This is a genomic window from Rhodoferax sp. WC2427 (genome assembly GCF_040822085.1).
Classification (GTDB): domain Bacteria; phylum Pseudomonadota; class Gammaproteobacteria; order Burkholderiales; family Burkholderiaceae_C; genus Rhodoferax_B.
This window is the reverse complement of sequence record NZ_CP162006.1, coordinates 2,141,316-2,156,915: the sequence shown is the minus strand read 5'-3', so window position 1 is coordinate 2,156,915 and position 15,600 is coordinate 2,141,316. Positions and strand designations below refer to the sequence as shown.

Annotated in this window: 17 protein-coding genes; 5 read left to right on the top strand and 12 right to left on the bottom strand. The window is 65.2% G+C overall.

Annotation, left to right across the window (positions count from 1 at the left end):
* Window positions 1-30: 30 nt before the first annotated feature.
* The 9 genes from AB3G31_RS10225 to AB3G31_RS10185 form a co-directional block, all read right to left on the bottom strand.
* Entirely contained in the window at window positions 31-699 is a 669-nt protein-coding gene (locus AB3G31_RS10225; protein ID WP_367850064.1) for an epimerase, read from the bottom strand.
* Window positions 696-1,628: an SDR family oxidoreductase gene (locus AB3G31_RS10220; protein WP_367850063.1), complete on the bottom strand. Its 933-nt coding sequence runs from the start codon at window positions 1,626-1,628 to the stop codon at window positions 696-698. Before AB3G31_RS10220 ends, AB3G31_RS10225 begins: the two co-directional genes overlap by 4 nt.
* A gap of 65 nt (window positions 1,629-1,693) precedes the next feature.
* Window positions 1,694-2,272, bottom strand: coding sequence for a TetR/AcrR family transcriptional regulator (locus tag AB3G31_RS10215; RefSeq protein WP_367850062.1), 579 nt, complete (start codon window positions 2,270-2,272; stop codon window positions 1,694-1,696).
* 56 nt (window positions 2,273-2,328) lie between these two features.
* Window positions 2,329-2,835 (bottom strand): disulfide bond formation protein B, encoded by a 507-nt coding sequence (locus AB3G31_RS10210; RefSeq protein WP_367850061.1) that lies wholly within the window; start codon window positions 2,833-2,835, stop codon window positions 2,329-2,331.
* A 52-nt stretch (window positions 2,836-2,887) separates the two neighbouring features.
* Entirely contained in the window at window positions 2,888-4,009 is a 1,122-nt protein-coding gene (locus AB3G31_RS10205; protein ID WP_367850060.1) for a sulfate/molybdate ABC transporter ATP-binding protein, read from the bottom strand.
* A gap of 9 nt (window positions 4,010-4,018) precedes the next feature.
* Window positions 4,019-4,957: a sulfate ABC transporter permease subunit CysW gene (cysW, locus tag AB3G31_RS10200; RefSeq protein ID WP_367850059.1), complete on the bottom strand. Its 939-nt coding sequence runs from the start codon at window positions 4,955-4,957 to the stop codon at window positions 4,019-4,021.
* A complete protein-coding gene (cysT, locus tag AB3G31_RS10195) occupies window positions 4,954-5,823 on the bottom strand; it encodes a sulfate ABC transporter permease subunit CysT (protein WP_367850058.1) in 870 nt (289 codons plus the stop codon). Before cysT ends, cysW begins: the two co-directional genes overlap by 4 nt.
* Window positions 5,820-6,845: a sulfate ABC transporter substrate-binding protein gene (locus AB3G31_RS10190; protein ID WP_367850057.1), complete on the bottom strand. Its 1,026-nt coding sequence runs from the start codon at window positions 6,843-6,845 to the stop codon at window positions 5,820-5,822. The genes cysT and AB3G31_RS10190 overlap by 4 nt, the downstream gene beginning before the upstream one ends.
* 108 nt (window positions 6,846-6,953) lie before the next feature.
* On the bottom strand, window positions 6,954-7,160 hold the full coding sequence (locus tag AB3G31_RS10185; RefSeq protein ID WP_367850056.1) for a hypothetical protein: 207 nt from the start codon (window positions 7,158-7,160) through the stop codon (window positions 6,954-6,956).
* Between the two features lie 188 nt (window positions 7,161-7,348).
* On the opposite strand from AB3G31_RS10185, the gene AB3G31_RS10180 reads away from it, so the two are divergent.
* Complete coding sequence (locus tag AB3G31_RS10180) at window positions 7,349-7,621, top strand: oxidative damage protection protein (protein ID WP_367850055.1); 273 nt, start codon at window positions 7,349-7,351, stop codon at window positions 7,619-7,621.
* Between the two features lie 2 nt (window positions 7,622-7,623).
* Window positions 7,624-9,363, top strand: a complete 1,740-nt coding sequence (mnmD, locus tag AB3G31_RS10175) for a tRNA (5-methylaminomethyl-2-thiouridine)(34)-methyltransferase MnmD (protein ID WP_367850054.1) — start codon at window positions 7,624-7,626, stop codon at window positions 9,361-9,363.
* Here mnmD and AB3G31_RS10170 read toward each other — a convergent pair.
* Together AB3G31_RS10170 and AB3G31_RS10165 are read right to left on the bottom strand one after the other, a co-directional pair.
* Window positions 9,344-10,234: a DMT family transporter gene (locus tag AB3G31_RS10170; protein ID WP_367850053.1), complete on the bottom strand. Its 891-nt coding sequence runs from the start codon at window positions 10,232-10,234 to the stop codon at window positions 9,344-9,346. The two genes, mnmD and AB3G31_RS10170, sit on opposite strands and share 20 nt — an antisense overlap.
* 3 nt (window positions 10,235-10,237) lie before the next feature.
* On the bottom strand, window positions 10,238-11,023 hold the full coding sequence (locus AB3G31_RS10165; protein ID WP_367850052.1) for an SDR family oxidoreductase: 786 nt from the start codon (window positions 11,021-11,023) through the stop codon (window positions 10,238-10,240).
* A 150-nt stretch (window positions 11,024-11,173) separates the two neighbouring features.
* Here AB3G31_RS10165 and AB3G31_RS10160 point away from each other — a divergent pair, with 150 nt between their 5' ends.
* From AB3G31_RS10160 to AB3G31_RS10150, 3 genes are all read left to right on the top strand, one after another.
* The gene (locus tag AB3G31_RS10160; protein WP_367850051.1) at window positions 11,174-12,871 is read left to right on the top strand and encodes an electron transfer flavoprotein-ubiquinone oxidoreductase; all 1,698 of its coding nucleotides are present in this window, start codon (window positions 11,174-11,176) and stop codon (window positions 12,869-12,871) included.
* A 125-nt stretch (window positions 12,872-12,996) separates the two neighbouring features.
* Window positions 12,997-13,896, top strand: coding sequence for a DMT family transporter (locus AB3G31_RS10155; protein WP_367850050.1), 900 nt, complete (start codon window positions 12,997-12,999; stop codon window positions 13,894-13,896).
* 134 nt (window positions 13,897-14,030) lie between these two features.
* Window positions 14,031-14,453, top strand: coding sequence for a universal stress protein (locus AB3G31_RS10150; protein ID WP_367850049.1), 423 nt, complete (start codon window positions 14,031-14,033; stop codon window positions 14,451-14,453).
* Between the two features lie 99 nt (window positions 14,454-14,552).
* Here the strand turns inward: AB3G31_RS10150 and AB3G31_RS10145 are convergent, their stop codons facing one another.
* Window positions 14,553-15,530, bottom strand: coding sequence for an ABC transporter substrate-binding protein (locus AB3G31_RS10145; RefSeq protein WP_367850048.1), 978 nt, complete (start codon window positions 15,528-15,530; stop codon window positions 14,553-14,555).
* Window positions 15,531-15,600 lie beyond the last annotated feature (70 nt).

The window sequence follows — 15,600 nt, the reverse complement described above, 5'->3', positions numbered from 1 at the left end:
TGCTGATGGAATAAGCGCAAAGCCCTGTTTTTATTTAGAAGCCAATGCGCGGATATCGGCCACCTCCAGCACGGCCTGGAGTGCGCCGGTGTGGGCGCAGCGCAGCATGGCCTGGCCGATCTGGCGGGTGGTGAGCACCTGGTTGGGGAGCAGCGCCCGAAGCACCGGCAGCAGCGGCTTGAGCAGGCTGTACAGGATGCGGTAGGAGCCGGTTTTGGATTGGATGCCGTCCAGCGGCTGGATGATGCCGGGGCGGAACAGGTACACCGCCTTGAACGGCAGGCGCAGCAAGGCGTTTTCGGTGCGGCCCTTGACGCGCGCCCACATGCTTTTGCCCTGCTCGGTACTGTCCGTCCCCGCACCCGACACGTAGACAAACACCACCTGCGGATTGCAGCGCACCAGCACCTCGGCGGCCGCCAGGGTCAGGTCGTAGCTGATGTGGCTGTACTGCGCCTCGGTCAGGCCAGACGAAGTGGCACCCAGGCAGAAAAAGCAGGCCCCAAAGCCCGCCAGCTCGGCGGTGACGGCGCTGTAGTCCTCCATATCGGGCACCACCAACTCGCGCAGCTTGGCGTGCGGCTGGCCCAGCGGCGCGCGGCCCACGGTTTGCACCTGGGTGATGGCCGGATCGGCCAGGCACTCGCGCAACACGCCCTGCCCCACCATGCCCGAGGCACCAAAAATCAAGACTTTCATTGCGTTACTCCTGTTGCGGGCAACCAATGGGCCCCAGTCAATTCTTCAGACTCTGCCCACAAGCGGGTTGCCGCTTCCAGATCCTGCGCAGCCGCGGCCACTTTGGCCCGGCGCGGCGGGCCTTTGATCTCGAAAAAGCCGCCGGGCCCATAGTAGGCACCCGGCTGGGCCTGCGGCTCGGTGGCGGCTAGCAGCGTGGGCAGCGCGCCCTGCGCCGCCGATTGGCTGAGCCACGGCTGGACCCAACGGTTGAGCTGCGCCAGCACCGGGCCCGGTTGGGGCCCGTTGGGAATCAGCTCGGTGCGGGCAAAGCCCGGGTGCGCAGCAAAGCTGGTCAAGCCCCAGCCTTCTTGCTGGCTGCGGCGCTGCAACTCCAAGGCAAACACCAGCATCGCCAGCTTGGACTGGCCATAGGCCGCCCAGGGCCGGTAGCGGCGCTCCCACTGCAAATCCTCGAAATGCAGGGTAGCGCCCCGGTGCGCCAGGCTGCTCAGGTTCACCACCCGCGCCCGGCCCTGGCACAGCAGCGGCAGCAGGCGGGCCGTCAGCGCAAAGTGGCCCAGGTAGTTGGTGCCGAACTGCAGCTCAAAGCCGTCGGCCGTGGTCTGGCGCTGCGGCGGGGACATCACCCCGGCGTTGTTGACCAGCAGGTGGACAGGCCGCGCCTCGGCCAGCAGCCGGTCGGCGAAGCTGTAGACGGACACCAGGCTGGCCAGGTCCAGCAGTTCAAACCGCGCCCGCGCCTGGGGCAGCATGCGCAGCAGGTGCCGCACCGCCTCTGCGCCCTTTTGGGCATTGCGCCCGGCCAGAATGACTTCGGCCCCGGCAGCGGCCAGGGCCAGCGCGGTTTCAAACCCCAGCCCGCCTACGCCGGTCACCACCGCCCGCTGGCCGTGTTGGGGCGGGATTTGTTGCACAGTCCAGTCCATCCGCAGTCCTTTATGCGTGAGTAATCACGCAACTAAAACATCCAAAAAAAAGCCCCTGGCACACACTATGTGCCCTGGGCGATGCCGTTCCACAGGATCTCGAAACCCATCTGTCGGTACGCGTCTGCGGCTTCGGGCGCGCGGGCCATGGCATCCATGGTGGCGTCGGCCAGGCTGGCCATGCAGGCCCAGATAAAGGCCACCGGGTAGTCGCGCAGTATGCCGTTGGCCACGCTGGCCCGGAACAGCTGCTCAATGGCCATAAAAGGCGCCGCCGCCACTTCGCGGGTATCGGCCGTGATGGCGGCCGCCGTTTTCAATTGGTCCATCACCTGCTTCTTTTGCGGGTGCGCCACGCCCCAGCGGACGAAACAGTCCCACACGTACTGCAGTTGCTGGCGGATGGCGGCATGGTGCGGAAAGCCGGCCACCATGGCACCGGCCATCTCGCCCTTGATCTGCAGGTACAGCGCGTTGACCAGCGCGTCCTTGGTTTTGAAGTAGGTGAACAGCGTGCCCTCGGCCACCCCGGCCGCCTTGGAGATGGCCGACGTGGGCGTGGCCGCCAGCCCGCGCTCGGCCACTACCTGGATGGCGGCATCCAGGATGGCGGCATGCTTGTCAACGCTGCGGGGTCGGGCCATGGAAGCTTGTCATTAACTGAGCAAATACTCAATTATAAACAGCTTTCACTTGCCCGTTAGCGGCGGCGGGCGCTGCGGGCCAGAAACACCAGGGCCAGCAGGCAGATCAAGGTGAAGCAGACAAACGACCAGTTGGCGATGGAGCCGCCCAGAAAGGTCCAGTCCACCACCGTGCAGTCGCCACCGCCCTTGAAGATCATGGGAATGGCGCGCTTGAGGGGGAAGGTTTCGATCATGCCGTACAGGTCGCGGCCACAAGTGGCCACTTCGGGTGGGTACCACTGCAGAAAGCTTTGGCGTGCAGCCACAAAGGCCCCGAAACCCGCCACCAGCAGCAGCAAGACCACGCCACCGTTTTGCAAGCCTTTTTTGCCGCTAGCGCTTACCACACCAGCGAGAGCAGCTACCAAAACAAGAGCATAGCGCTGCACGATGCACATCGGGCACGGCTCCAGCCCCACCACGTGCTGCAGGTACAAACCAAAGGCCAGCAGGCCGATGCAGCCCAGGCACACCAGCAGCCACACGCGGCGCGGGGCACCGTCTATCCAGTTCAACAACATGCAAAGCTTTCAAAAAATGCCAGCCATGCATGCGATCGCACTACAGATCGCGCTACACGCCAGCGGCCTCTTCAATAAACACCTTGGCGCGGCGCGGTGTCACCACCAGCGTGTCGCCCTCGTTCACACCCAGATCCCGGAACGCTTGCGCAGGCAGCTGCGCTTCGATCAGGCTGTCCTGGGTATTGTCACCCGCTTGGTTCGCATCCACGGGCGTAAGTTCCAAACGGGCGATGGGGCCGATCACCAGCGCGCGGCTCAGCGTCACCACCATGCCGAGGGGCTTGCCCGCCTCGTCCAGGCCCTCGCCCTTGGCGTAGCGCTGCACCTCGATGTCGTGGGGACGCACGTAGGCAAAGGCCTTGGCATCCTGGGCCGTGTCGTGCTCAGGGGCCTGGATCTTGATGCCTTCGAGCTGCACCTCGCCTTGGTGGGCGCGGCCATGGAACAGGTTCACGTCGCCCAGGAAGCCGTAGACAAACGGGCTGGCCGGGTGGTCCCATACCTGCTGCGGCGAGCCGATCTGTTCGACCTTGCCCTTGTTCATCACCACCACGCGGTCGGCCACTTCCAGGGCTTCTTCCTGGTCGTGGGTCACGAAGATGCTGGTCACATGCAGCTCGTCGTGCAAGCGGCGCAGCCAGCGGCGCAGCTCCTTGCGCACCTTGGCATCCAGCGCGCCAAAGGGTTCATCGAGCAGCAGCACCTTGGGCTCCACCGCCAGGGCCCGGGCCAGGGCAATGCGCTGGCGCTGGCCGCCGGAGAGTTGCGACGGGTAGCGGTTGGCCAACCAGTCGAGTTGCACCAGGCCCAGCAGCTCGTGCACCTTGGCCTTGATGACGGCCTCGCTGGGGCGCTGGTTGCGCGGCTTGACGCGCAGGCCGAAGGCCACGTTCTCGAACACCGTCATGTGGCGAAACAGCGCGTAGTGCTGGAACACAAAGCCCACCTGGCGCTCGCGCACATGCACGTCGGTGGTGTCTTCGCCCGAGAAGTGGATGCTGCCTGCGTCCGGCGTTTCCAGCCCGGCGATGATGCGCAAAAGCGTGGTCTTGCCGCAGCCCGAGGGGCCGAGCAAGGCGACCAGTTCGCCGGATTCAATGTCCAGGCTCACATCGCCCAGGGCGGTAAAGCTGCCGAACTGCTTGTGGATATTGCGGATTTCAATGCTCATGCGGGTCTTTCAATGGGCCACAGCCAGGGGGCCGTTCGATGCGGGAGAAATAAGGTCCTCGCGGGGCTGCTCGGGCGGCGCTTCGGCAATCGCCTTGAGCTCGCGCTCGATGCGCCACTCGGCCACCGACTTGATCACCAGGGTGACCAGCGCCAGGATGGCCAGCAGCGAAGCCACGGCAAACGCCGCCACCGACTGGTATTCGTTGTACAGAATTTCCACGTGCAGCGGCAAGGTGTTGGTCTGGCCGCGGATGTGGCCCGACACCACCGACACCGCACCAAACTCGCCCATGGCACGGGCATTGGTCAGGATCACGCCGTACAGCAGGCCCCATTTGATGTTGGGTAGGGTGACATACCAAAAGGTTTGCCAGCCGGTAGCGCCCAGCACAATCGCAGCCTGCTCTTCGTCATTGCCCTGGGCCTGCATCAGCGGAATCAGCTCGCGGGCGATGAATGGAAAGGTCACGAAGATCGTGGCCAGCACGATGCCCGGCACGGCAAAGATGATTTTCAGGTCATGCGCCTGCAGCCAAGGGCCAAACCAGCCGTGCGCGCCAAACATCAGCACATACACCAGCCCGGCCACCACCGGCGACACCGAAAACGGCAGGTCCACCAGCGTGGTTAGAAACGACTTGCCCCAGAACTCGTACTTGGCAATCGCCCAGGCTGCGGCCACGCCAAACACCAGGTTCAGCGGCACGGCGATGGCCGTGGCCAGCAGTGTGAGTTGGATGGCGTCCCAGGCATCGGGCTCTTGCAGCGCTTCAAAATACGCGCCCGCGCCCTTGCGGAAGGCCTCGGTAAACACCGCCGCCAGCGGCAGCACCAGAAACAGAAACAGGAACACCAGGGCGATGCCCAGCAGCGTGTAGCGTACCCAGGCGGCTTCGGTGGTGCCCGCCTTGGCGCGGCGCACGGGTTTGTTCGATGCGGCGTTCATGCCGGGGCTCCCGCGTGGCGGCGCTGCCAGGCCTGCAAGGCGTTGATCAGCAGCAACAAAACGAATGAAATCACCAGCATCACCAAGGCCACGGCGGTGGCACCGGCGTAGTCGTACTGCTCCAGCTTGCCGACGATGATCAGCGGTGTGATTTCCGACACCAGGGGCATGTTGCCCGCGATGAAGATCACCGAGCCGTATTCGCCAATCGCCCGGGCAAAAGCCATGGCAAAGCCGGTCAGCAGCGCTGGCGCAATGTGCGGCAGGATCACGCGGGTGAAAATCTGCAGGCGGGTGGCGCCCAGCGAGGTGGCGGCTTCTTCCAGCTCTTTCTCGGCGTCTTCCAGCACCGGCTGCACCGTGCGCACCACAAACGGCAGGCCAATGAAGATCAGCGCAACCACGATGCCCGCCGGGGTAAACGCCAGCTTGATGCCCATGGGCTCCAGGTACTGGCCGACCCATCCGTTACCGGCCAGCAGTGCGGTCAGCGAAATACCGGCCACGGCGGTGGGCAGCGCAAACGGCAGGTCCACCAGCGCGTCCACAATCTTTTTGCCGGGGAAGCTGTAGCGCACCAGCACCCAGGCCACCAGCAGGCCAAACACCAGGTTCACCAGCGCGGCAAACAGCGAGGCGCCAAAGGTCAGGCGGTACGAGGCCATCACCCGTGGCCCGGTCACGGCGGCCACAAACTGGTCCCAGGTCAGGTGGAAAGTGTTGAACACCAGGGCCGACAGCGGCACCAGCACGATCACGCACAGGTAAAACAGGGTGTAGCCCAGCGTCAGCCCGAAGCCGGGCAACACCCGCTTGGCCTTGCCGGTTTTGGCGCGGGCCAGGGGGTTGAAAACCACTGCCGTCATTTGGCACCCGGGGTGTAGATCTTGTCGAACTGGCCACCGTCGTTGAAGTGCACTTTCTGCGCTTCACCCAGGCTGCCAAACAGCTCGTTCACTGTGAACAGCTGGATCGGCTTGAACACCGCCGCGTATTTCTTCAGGATGGCTTCATTGCGCGGGCGCAGCGCGTGCTTGGCGGCGATTTCCTGGGCTTCATCCGAATACAGGTAGTCCAGGTATTCCTTGGCCAGGGCCTGCGTGCCCTTCTTGGCTACGGTGCGCTCCACCACGGCCACCGGGTTCTCGGCCACCACGCTGATGCTGGGGTGGATGGCATCGACCTTGCCCGCGCCAAACTCGCGGTCGATCGACACCACTTCGGACTCAAAGGTCACCAGCACGTCGCCGATATTGCGCTGCAAAAAGGTGGTGGTGGCGGCACGCCCGCCCTGGGCCAGCACCGGCACGTTCTTGTACAGCTTGCCGACAAAGTCGGCCGCCTGCGCGTCGGTGCCGCCCTTCTTCTTGGCATAGCCCCAGGCGGCCAGGTAGGCGTAGCGGCCATTGCCACCCGTTTTGGGGTTCACCACCACCACCTGGATGCCAGGCTTGACCAGATCGTCCCAGTCTTTGATGCCCTTGGGGTTGCCATTGCGCACCAGAAACAGCATGGTAGAGGTGGTGGGCGAGGCGTTGCCGGGGAATTTCTTGTTCCAGTCCTTGGCGACCACGCCCTTCTCGGCCAGGAAGTCGATGTCGGTGGAGGTGTTCATGGTCACCACGTCGGCATCCAGGCCCTCGGCCACCGAGCGGGCGATGGCGCTGGAGCCGGCATGCGACTGGTCGACCTTCACGTCTTTGCCGGTGGTCTTCTTGATGTGGGCCACGAAGGCGGCGTTGTAGTCCTTGTAGAACTCCCGCGCCACATCGTAGGAGCCGTTGAGCAAGGTGGTTTGCTGCGCAGAGACGATGCCGCTGGCGGCCAGCAGCACACCCGCAAACAGGGTACGAACGGATGATTTCGAGCGAAACAGAGAAGTGGGCATGCGGTTACCAGACGATAAAAGAGTTGTCCTTTATTGTCTGGGCCGCCGCTTCATTCTCAAACGACTGATTATTTGTTTGGTTAGCTGGATTTCGAATATAGAAGCAAATTACCGCCCCCGGCCGCCCCAGCCCCGACCATAGCCACCGCCACCGCCATGGCCGTAGCCGCCCCCGTGGCCGTAGTAATAACCACCCGAAAAGACCACCTGCGGCTGCACCACCACCCCCGGGCCGTACACCCCGGGGCCGTAGGGCACGACGGCACAACCGGACAAAGCGGCCACCAACAGAACAGCAGAAACAAGTGCGCGCATGGCAGAACTCCAGATAGGTAATGTGTGTACAACGCTTGGCTACCGATCTCGCCTACCTGCAGGGAATGAAGTTCTGTAAAGGCGGCACAGCCCTGCCTGCCAATGGGCTTCAAAAGATTGCTAAAGTCGCCCCCTGCATTGCGGGCCCACGGGGCTCGCCCCTCTCTCACAATCTACAAGGCTCCCACATGGCACGCATGGTCCATTGCATCAAACTCGACAAAGAAGCCGAAGGCCTCGACTTTCCACCCTACCCCGGCGAGCTGGGCAAGCGCCTGTGGGAAAACGTCAGCAAGGAAGCCTGGGCCGCCTGGCTCAAGCACCAGACCATGCTGGTGAATGAAAACCGCCTGAACCTGGCCGACCTGCGCGCCCGCCAGTACCTGGCCCGCCAGATGGAAAACCATTTCTTCGGCAGCGGTGCCGATGCCGCCCAAGGCTACGTCCCCCCCGCCGCCTGATCTTGGCAGAGGTTATCGAATGGCTAGCCGACGGCACGCCGTTCAGCCCGCGCTTTAATGACCGCTACCACAGCGAAGGCGGCGGGCTGGCGCAGGCCCGGGAGGTATTTTTGGGCGGCTGCGGCCTGCCCGCCGCCTGGGCCGACCAGCCGCAGTGGCGCGTTCTGGAAACCGGTTTTGGCCTGGGCCTGAACTTTCTGGTCACCTGGGCCGCCTGGCGGGCCGACCCGCTCCGGCCCCGCCTGCTGCACTTTGTGTCCATCGAAGCCTGGCCCGCCAGCGCCGACGACCTGCTGCGCAGCGCCCCTACCGATCCCGAACTCCAAGCTTTGGCCACGCAACTCCACGCCCAGTGGTGGGGCCTGACGCCGGGCTTTCACCGCCTGGTGTTCGAGGGCGGCCAGGTGGCGCTGACCCTGTGCATCGGCGATGCCCAGGCCATGTTGCGCGAGATGGCCTTCGAGGCCGACAGCGTGTACCTCGATGGCTTCAGCCCGCAGCGCAACCCCAACATCTGGAGCCTGCACACCCTCAAAGCCGTGGCCCGGCGTTGCCGTCGTGGCACCCGCGTGGCCACCTGGACCATCGCCCGCGCCGTGCGCGACGGCCTGGCCCAGTGCGGCTTCGCGGTGCAAAAAACCCCGGGCGTGCCACCCAAGCGCGACAACCTGCAAGGCTACTACAACCCCGGCTGGGAGCCCCGCAAGCCCCCAACCACCCCGCCCATGGCGCCCAGCCATTGCATCGTCATTGGCGCAGGCCTGGCCGGTGCCGCCGTGGCCGCCAGCCTGGTGCGGCGTGGCTGGCGGGTGACCGTGCTGGATGCCGCCCAGGCACCCGCCGCCGGGGCTTCCGGCCTGCCGGGCGGCTTGTTGGCGCCGCTGGTGTCCCAAGACGACAACCTGGCCTCGCGCCTGTCGCGCAGCGGCGTGCGGTCCACATTGCAGCAGGCGCAGGCACTGCTGCAAATCGACCAGGACTGGCAACCCTCGGGCGTGCAGGAATGGCGGGCCGATGCCGAACCGCTGTGGCATGTCCACGCCGGCTGGATACGCCCTGCCCGCCTGGTGCAGGCCTGGCTGGACCACCCGCATACCACCTGGCAAGGCGGGGCCCAGGTAGACCGGCTGCAGGCCACTCCCGGGGGCTGGCAGGTGCTGGATGCACAGGGCCGGGTCCTGGCACAAGCACCGCTGGTGGTGGTGGCCGCCGCGCTGGCCAGCCGCGCCGTCACCGGCGCCGATCTGCCGTTGCAAGCCATCCGCGGCCAGGTGTCCATGGGGCTGCGTGGCACGGAAGCCTTGCCGCCCTACCCCGCCAACGGCCACGGCAGCTTCCTGCCCGACCTGCCCACGCCGCAGGGCCGCACCTGGGTGATGGGTGCCAGCTACGAGCGCGACAACGCCGTGGCCAGCACCACCGCAGCCGACCACCAGGCCAATTGGGAACGCCTGCAGGTACTGCTGCCCGACGCGGCCAGCGCCCTGCAAAGCCAGTTCGAAAAAGGCACGGTACAGGCCTGGGCCGGTGTCCGCTGCGCGGCTCCCGACCGTTTGCCGATGGTGGGCCCCCTCGCCCCCGGCCTATGGGCCAGTACCGCCATGGGCTCGCGCGGACTGAGCTTTGCCCACCTGTGTGCCGAACTGCTGGCGGCGCAGTTGCACGGCGAGCCCTGGCCGGTGGAGAAAAAGGCGGCTGCGGCACTGGACGTGCGGCGCTACCTCAGCGGTGCGCGCGGATAGAAGCCACGATGCCCAGGGTGAACAAAGCCACCGCCAGCCACTGCAATCCGCCCGGCCACTGCCCGTCCCACACAAACGAATAGAACAGGCCAAACAGGGTTTCGCTGACGATCATCTGGCCGCACAGGCTGGCGCTGAGGCGCTGCGAGGCGAAGTTCCAGCAGACCGATGCCAGCCAACCGGCACCCATGCCTACCGCTATAAATACAATAGCTTCTTGCGCCGATACTGTGGGCACGAGGGACCGATTTGATCCCAAACCCACCAGCAGCCACACGCCCAATGCAGTCAGCCCGGTGGCGATGCCCAGCCAATTGGTCCAGTCGCGGGCGCTGACTCCGGGGTGGCGCTGCAGCCAGGCCGAATTCCATACCGCGTACAGCGTCCAACTCACCAGCGCTGCCAGCGCAAACACCAGACCACGCCCCGCGTGGGGATACACCGCCGCATCGCCCACCGGCACAGCCATGGCCATCAGCACCAGCCCGGCCACCGTCAGGCCCAGGCCTGGCAGCAGCGCAGCCCAGCGCAGGTGTGCAGGCTTGCCCAGCAACATCACCCAAACCGGAATGGTGCCGATGATCAGCGTAGGTAACTCGGTGCCCATGTCCACAATAGACTGCGCCAGCACACCGTAGTAGCCCGTGAAACCCAGCACGCTCAGGCCCAAGGCCGCCCCAGCCTGCTGCCGGGTAGGCCGGGGCCGCGAACGCCACCCGGCCACCACCAGCACAGCCGAGAACGCGCCGTACACCACAAACCGCCCGATGGCCATGTCCACCGCCGCCATGCCGGTGAGCAGGCGCGGGGCTACAAACACCAGGCCCCACAGCGCCCCGGCTGCCAGGCCCGCCAGAATCCCGCTCAGCAAGACTTAAGCCGCCCCGAATCCGTCATCGGCCGCAATCACTGCGCCGTTCAAGAAGTGGCTTTGCCCGCTGGCCAGCAGCACCAGCAGCGCGTCCAGGTCTTCGGGCTTGCCAACGCGTTTGCGCGGCAGCATCTGCACCAGCTTCTGGCCCTGCTCGGTGCCCCAGTGGTGGTGGTTGATGTCGGTGTCGATGTAGCCGGGGCAGATGGCGTTGACGTTGATGCCGTACTTGCCCCACTCCACCGCCATGGCCTTGGTCATCTGGATCACTGCCGCCTTGCTCATGCAGTACACGCCGATCTGCGGCAGCACCTTGAGCCCGGCCATGCTGGCGATGTTGATGATGCGCCCGCCGGTAAAACTGCCGGGGGCCGAGCCGTTGGCCCGGGCCAGCATACGTTTTCCCACCGCCTGGGCCACAAAGAACGCGCCGCGCACATTGGTGTTGAACATGAAGTCGAAGTCGTCCTCGGTCACGTCCTGCAGGCGCTGGGTGGTGCTCACGCCCGAGTTGTTGACCAGGATGTCGATGGAGCCCACCTCGGTCTCGGTGTGCGCCACGGCGGACTGGATGGAGTCGTTGTCGCTCACGTCCAGCTCCACCACGGTGGCGTCGCCGCCCTCGCCGATGATCTGGGCGCGCAACTCCTTGAGCTTGTCGACGCGGCGGCTGGCCAGCACCACGGCGGCCCCGGCCTGCGCCAGCGTGCGGGCAAACTGGGCCCCCAGGCCGCCCGATGCGCCAGTGACCAGGGCCACCCGGCCCGAAAGATCCATGCTGTATGCCATGCTGTGAGTCTCCACACTGTAGTAATTGGCCATTGTGACAGCGCGTGACAACCCGATTTGGGCAGTCCGCATAAAATCGCGGCGATTTTGTCCCGCTTGTAACCCCGCTGTAACTGCCATCCCGCAGCCGCCCCACCCGAAAAGAATGACATGACAAACGAAGAGATCCTGGCCCAGTTTGGTCCCCGTGAAGCGATGGAATACGACGTGGTCGTGGTCGGTGGTGGCCCCGGTGGATTGGCCACCGCCATCCGCCTGAAACAGCTGGCGGCCAAAAAAGGCACGGACGTGTCGGTGGTGGTGCTGGAAAAAGGCTCCGAGCCCGGCGCGCACATCCTCAGCGGCGCGATCATGGACCCGATTGCCCTGAGCGAGCTCTTCCCCGACTGGAAGGCCATGGGCGCACCGCTGAACCAGCCGGTGACCGACGACGCGATGGTCTTCCTGGGCGAGACATCGGCCTTTCGCACACCCAACTTCCTGTTGCCCCAGTGCTTTCAAAACCACGGCAACTACATCATCAGCCTGGGCGCGCTCACCAAGTGGCTGGCCGAGCAGGCCGAAGCCCTGGGCGTGGAAATCTTCCCCGGCTTCGCCGCCGCCGAAGTGCTCTACAACGCCGACGGATCGGTCAAGGGCGTGGCCACCGGCAATATGGGCATCGGCAAAGACGGCGAGCCCACCGCCGACTTCCAGATCGGCATGGAGCTGCATGGCAAGTACACCGTGTTTGCCGAAGGCGCGCGCGGCCACCTGGGCAAGCAGCTGATCGCCAAGTTCAAGCTCGACGACGGCAAAGACCCGCAAACCTACGGCCTGGGCATCAAGGAAGTGTGGGAAATCGACCCCCAACGCCACCAGCCCGGCTTTGTGATGCACACCGGTGGCTGGCCCATGGACAACAGCACCTACGGCGGCGCCTTTCTGTACCACATGGAAGGCAACAAGGTCACGCTGGGCTTTGTGACCGGGCTGGACTACGCCAACCCCTACCTCAGCCCCTTCGAGGAGTTCCAGCGCTGGAAAACCCACCCCAACGTGCGCTGGTACCTGGAAGGCGATGCCGAGCACGGTGTGAAACCCGCCAAGCGCCTGGGCTACGGCGCCCGCGCCATCACAGCCGGTGGCCTGTCCAGCCTGCCCAAAACCGTGTTCCCTGGTGGCGCGCTGGTGGGCTGCGATGCGGGCTTCTTGAACGTGAGCCGCATCAAGGGCAGCCACGCCGCCATCAAAACCGGCATGCTGGCCGCCGAAGCCGCGTACGCCGCCGTCACGGGTGGCCGCCAGCACGACGAGCTCAGCGCCTACCCCGAGGCGTTTGAAAAGAGCTGGCTGCACACCGAACTGCACAAGGCGCGCAACTTCAAGGCCTGGTTCAAGAAGGGCCTGGTCACCGCCACCGTGATGAATGGCATTGAGCAGTTCGCCCTGCGCGGCCACATTCCCTGGACCCTGCGCCGCGACAAACCCGACCACGCCTACCTCAAGCCTGCGGCCGAGTGCAAGCCGATCCACTATCCCAAGCCCGACGGCAAGCTGACCTTCGACCGCCTCAGCAGCGTGTTCATCAGCAACACCAACCACGCCGAAAACCAGCCCGCGCACCTCACGCTCAAAGACGCCAGCGTGCCGGTCAACATCAACCTGCACAAATACGCCGGCCCCGAAGCCCGCTACTGCCCCGCCGGTGTCTACGAGTTCGTCAAAACCGATACCGGCCAGGACCGCCTGCAGATCAACGCGCAAAACTGCGTGCACTGCAAGACCTGCGACATCAAGGACCCGACGCAAAACATCGTCTGGGTTACGCCCGAAGGCGGCGGCGGGCCCAATTACGCGGGAATGTGATTTTCAGGGCCTTTTTTTTAACCATGAAATAAGGCCTTAGCGCTTATTTAATAAGCGTGAGTAGCTCCTGTTTTTGATATTAAAAACAGGAGCATTTTTTTGTCCCGCCCCGGTGAACCCCTCCCTTGCGCCCTGAAGCCCCTACCCGTCTGGCCCAGTCGGCCATCTGGCTGATACCGCTGCTGTGGGCGGTGAATTATTTTGTGGCGCGGCGGGCGCCAGGGGTGATCGCGCCCTACACGCTGGCCTGCATCCGCTGGGGCCTGGCGGGGTTGCTGCTCAGCCTGCATGCGCGTGCCGAGCTGCGGCGCGAATGGCGCGGCATTGCGGCGGTGTGGTACCAGTACGTGGCGCTGGGCTTTTGCGGCATGGTGGTGTGCGGTGCCTGGGTGTATGTGGGCGCGCAGACCACGGGCGCGGTGAATATTGCGCTGATCTATTCCGCGTCACCGGTGCTGATTGCCCTGGGCTCGGTGCTGTGGCTGCACGAGCGCATGCGCTGGTCGCAGGCCCTGGGCGTGGCCATTGCGCTCACCGGCGTGCTGCATGTGATCGTCAAAGGCGAATGGACGGCGCTGGGCCGGGTGCAGTTTGTGGTGGGCGATGGCTGGATCGTGGCCGCCATGGTGTCGTGGGCGCTGTACGCGCTGCTGCAAAAAATCTGGCCCAGCCCGCTGGGCTCCACCGCCCGCCTGGCCGCCATCTGCTGGGGGGCCATGCCGGTTTTGCTGGCAGGCACGGCCTGGGAAATGGCCCAGCCCGGCAATCCACCACTAGGTACCGAGGCCTGGACGCTGGGCGTGGCGGCGGCCCTGGTGCCGGGCATCATGGCCTACTGGATTTACGGGTGGGCGCAGAAGATTCTGGGGGCCAGCAAGGTGGCCGTCACCCTGTACCTGGGCCCGCTGTACGGCGCGCTGCTGGCCTGGGGGGTGCTGGGCGAAAGCCTGGGCTGGCACCATCTGCTGGGTGCGGCCTTGATTCTGCCGGGGGTGTTTTTGGTGTCGCGCGCAGGCACGCGGTAAAGAGACGGCCCGCCAGCGCAAGCACGTAGGCCAAGATGCCGCCCGCGTGTAGGCGGGGGCCGTGGCTTCACTGAGCGCACCCGCAGGTGCCCGCGCGCCGATAGACTGTGCAAAACACACCCCGGAGACACACCATGAAAATTCTTCTCGCCGTGGACGGCAGCGACCACACGCAAAAGATGCTGGACTACATCACCACGCACAGCGAACTGTTTGGCGGCGTGGGCGAGTACCTGGTGCTGACGGTACAGCCCAGCATTCCGCCCCGGGTGCGCTCGGTGGTCGGCCAGGCGGCGGTCAACAGCTACGCCACCGAAGAGGCCGAACTGGTGCTGGCCCCGGTGGCCGAATTCCTGCTGCGCCACGGCATCAACGCCAAGACCAGCTGGAAGATGGGCCCCCCCGGTGAAACCATTGCCAAGTTTGCCGAGACCGAAAAATGCGACCTGGTGGTGATGGGCTCCCACGGGCACGGTGCCCTGGCCAAACTGGTGATGGGATCGGTGGCCACGCAGGTACTGGCGCACTGCCATGTGCCGGTGCTGCTGGTTCGGTAAAAAAAAGGCCTTTTTCAGGCATTGAATTGGCCCCTGGCGCTTATTCCGTCAGCGCGACCAGCTCCTGTTTTTGACATCAAAAACAGGAGCAACGCGCCTTCAGCCCGCGCGTGGCCAGAGCTGGGTGTCGGTGATGGCGCGCACGTCCACCCGCACCGGCAGAATCCCGTCGCGGGCCGAGCGGTCGGCCACGGTTTGCAGGGCGCTGATGTCGGCCTCGCTCACCGGCCGCCCGGTCACGGCGGCGCGGGCGGTGATGGTGCGGGCCGCCTCGATCGGCAACCGGGTGAGCTGGGTGTAGGCCTGGGCATAGGCCTCGGGGTGGGCCAGCGCCCAGTCGCCCGCACGGCCCAACCGGTCCAGAAACTGCACGATGGCTTTGCGCTTGCCGGGGTCTGCCAGGGCCTCTTCGCTGGCGGTGATGAAGCCCAAAGCGGTATTGATGCCCCGCCCGTCGCGCAGGACGCGGCCGCCGTTTTGTAGCGCGATGGTGTAGTACGGGTCAAAGATGGCCCAGGCGTCGATCTGCCTGGACGAGAACGCGGTGGACGCGTCGGTGGGCAGCACGAACTTGACGGTCACCTCCTCGCGCCGCACCCCGGCCTCCTCCAATGCGCCATAGAGCTGGTACTGCGAAATGCTGCCGCGCGCCGACGACACCACCACGGTTTTGCCACGCAGGTCGGCCACGCTGCGCAGAGGCGAGTCGCCCTGCACCACGATGCCCAGCGAATCGGCCTTGCCGACGCGGGTGGCCACGATCTTCATCGCCGTCTTGCCCACCGCCGCGGCCAGCACCGGCAAATCGCCCGCCATGGCCGTGTCCACCGCGCCGCTGCGCTGGGCTTCAAACAGCGGCGCGGCGCCCTGGAAGTTGGCCCAGCGCCAGGCAAACGGTGCGCCGTCCAGTGCCTTGGAGGCCTCGAACAGGGCACGCAGGCCACCGGCCTGGTCGCCCAGGACCAGAGCGGTCTGTGTCTGCGCTGCGCTCCACACAGGTAGTGCGCCCACGGCGGGGAGTACGGCGGCGCGTTGCAGCCATTGGCGGCGCGAAAGGGAGGGAAATGGGTTGTTCATGCCGCAAAGGTAACCAAACAGCCGACCCGCCCCAACGACGTATTCCAGATATGCAAGCTTGCTTTTCTAC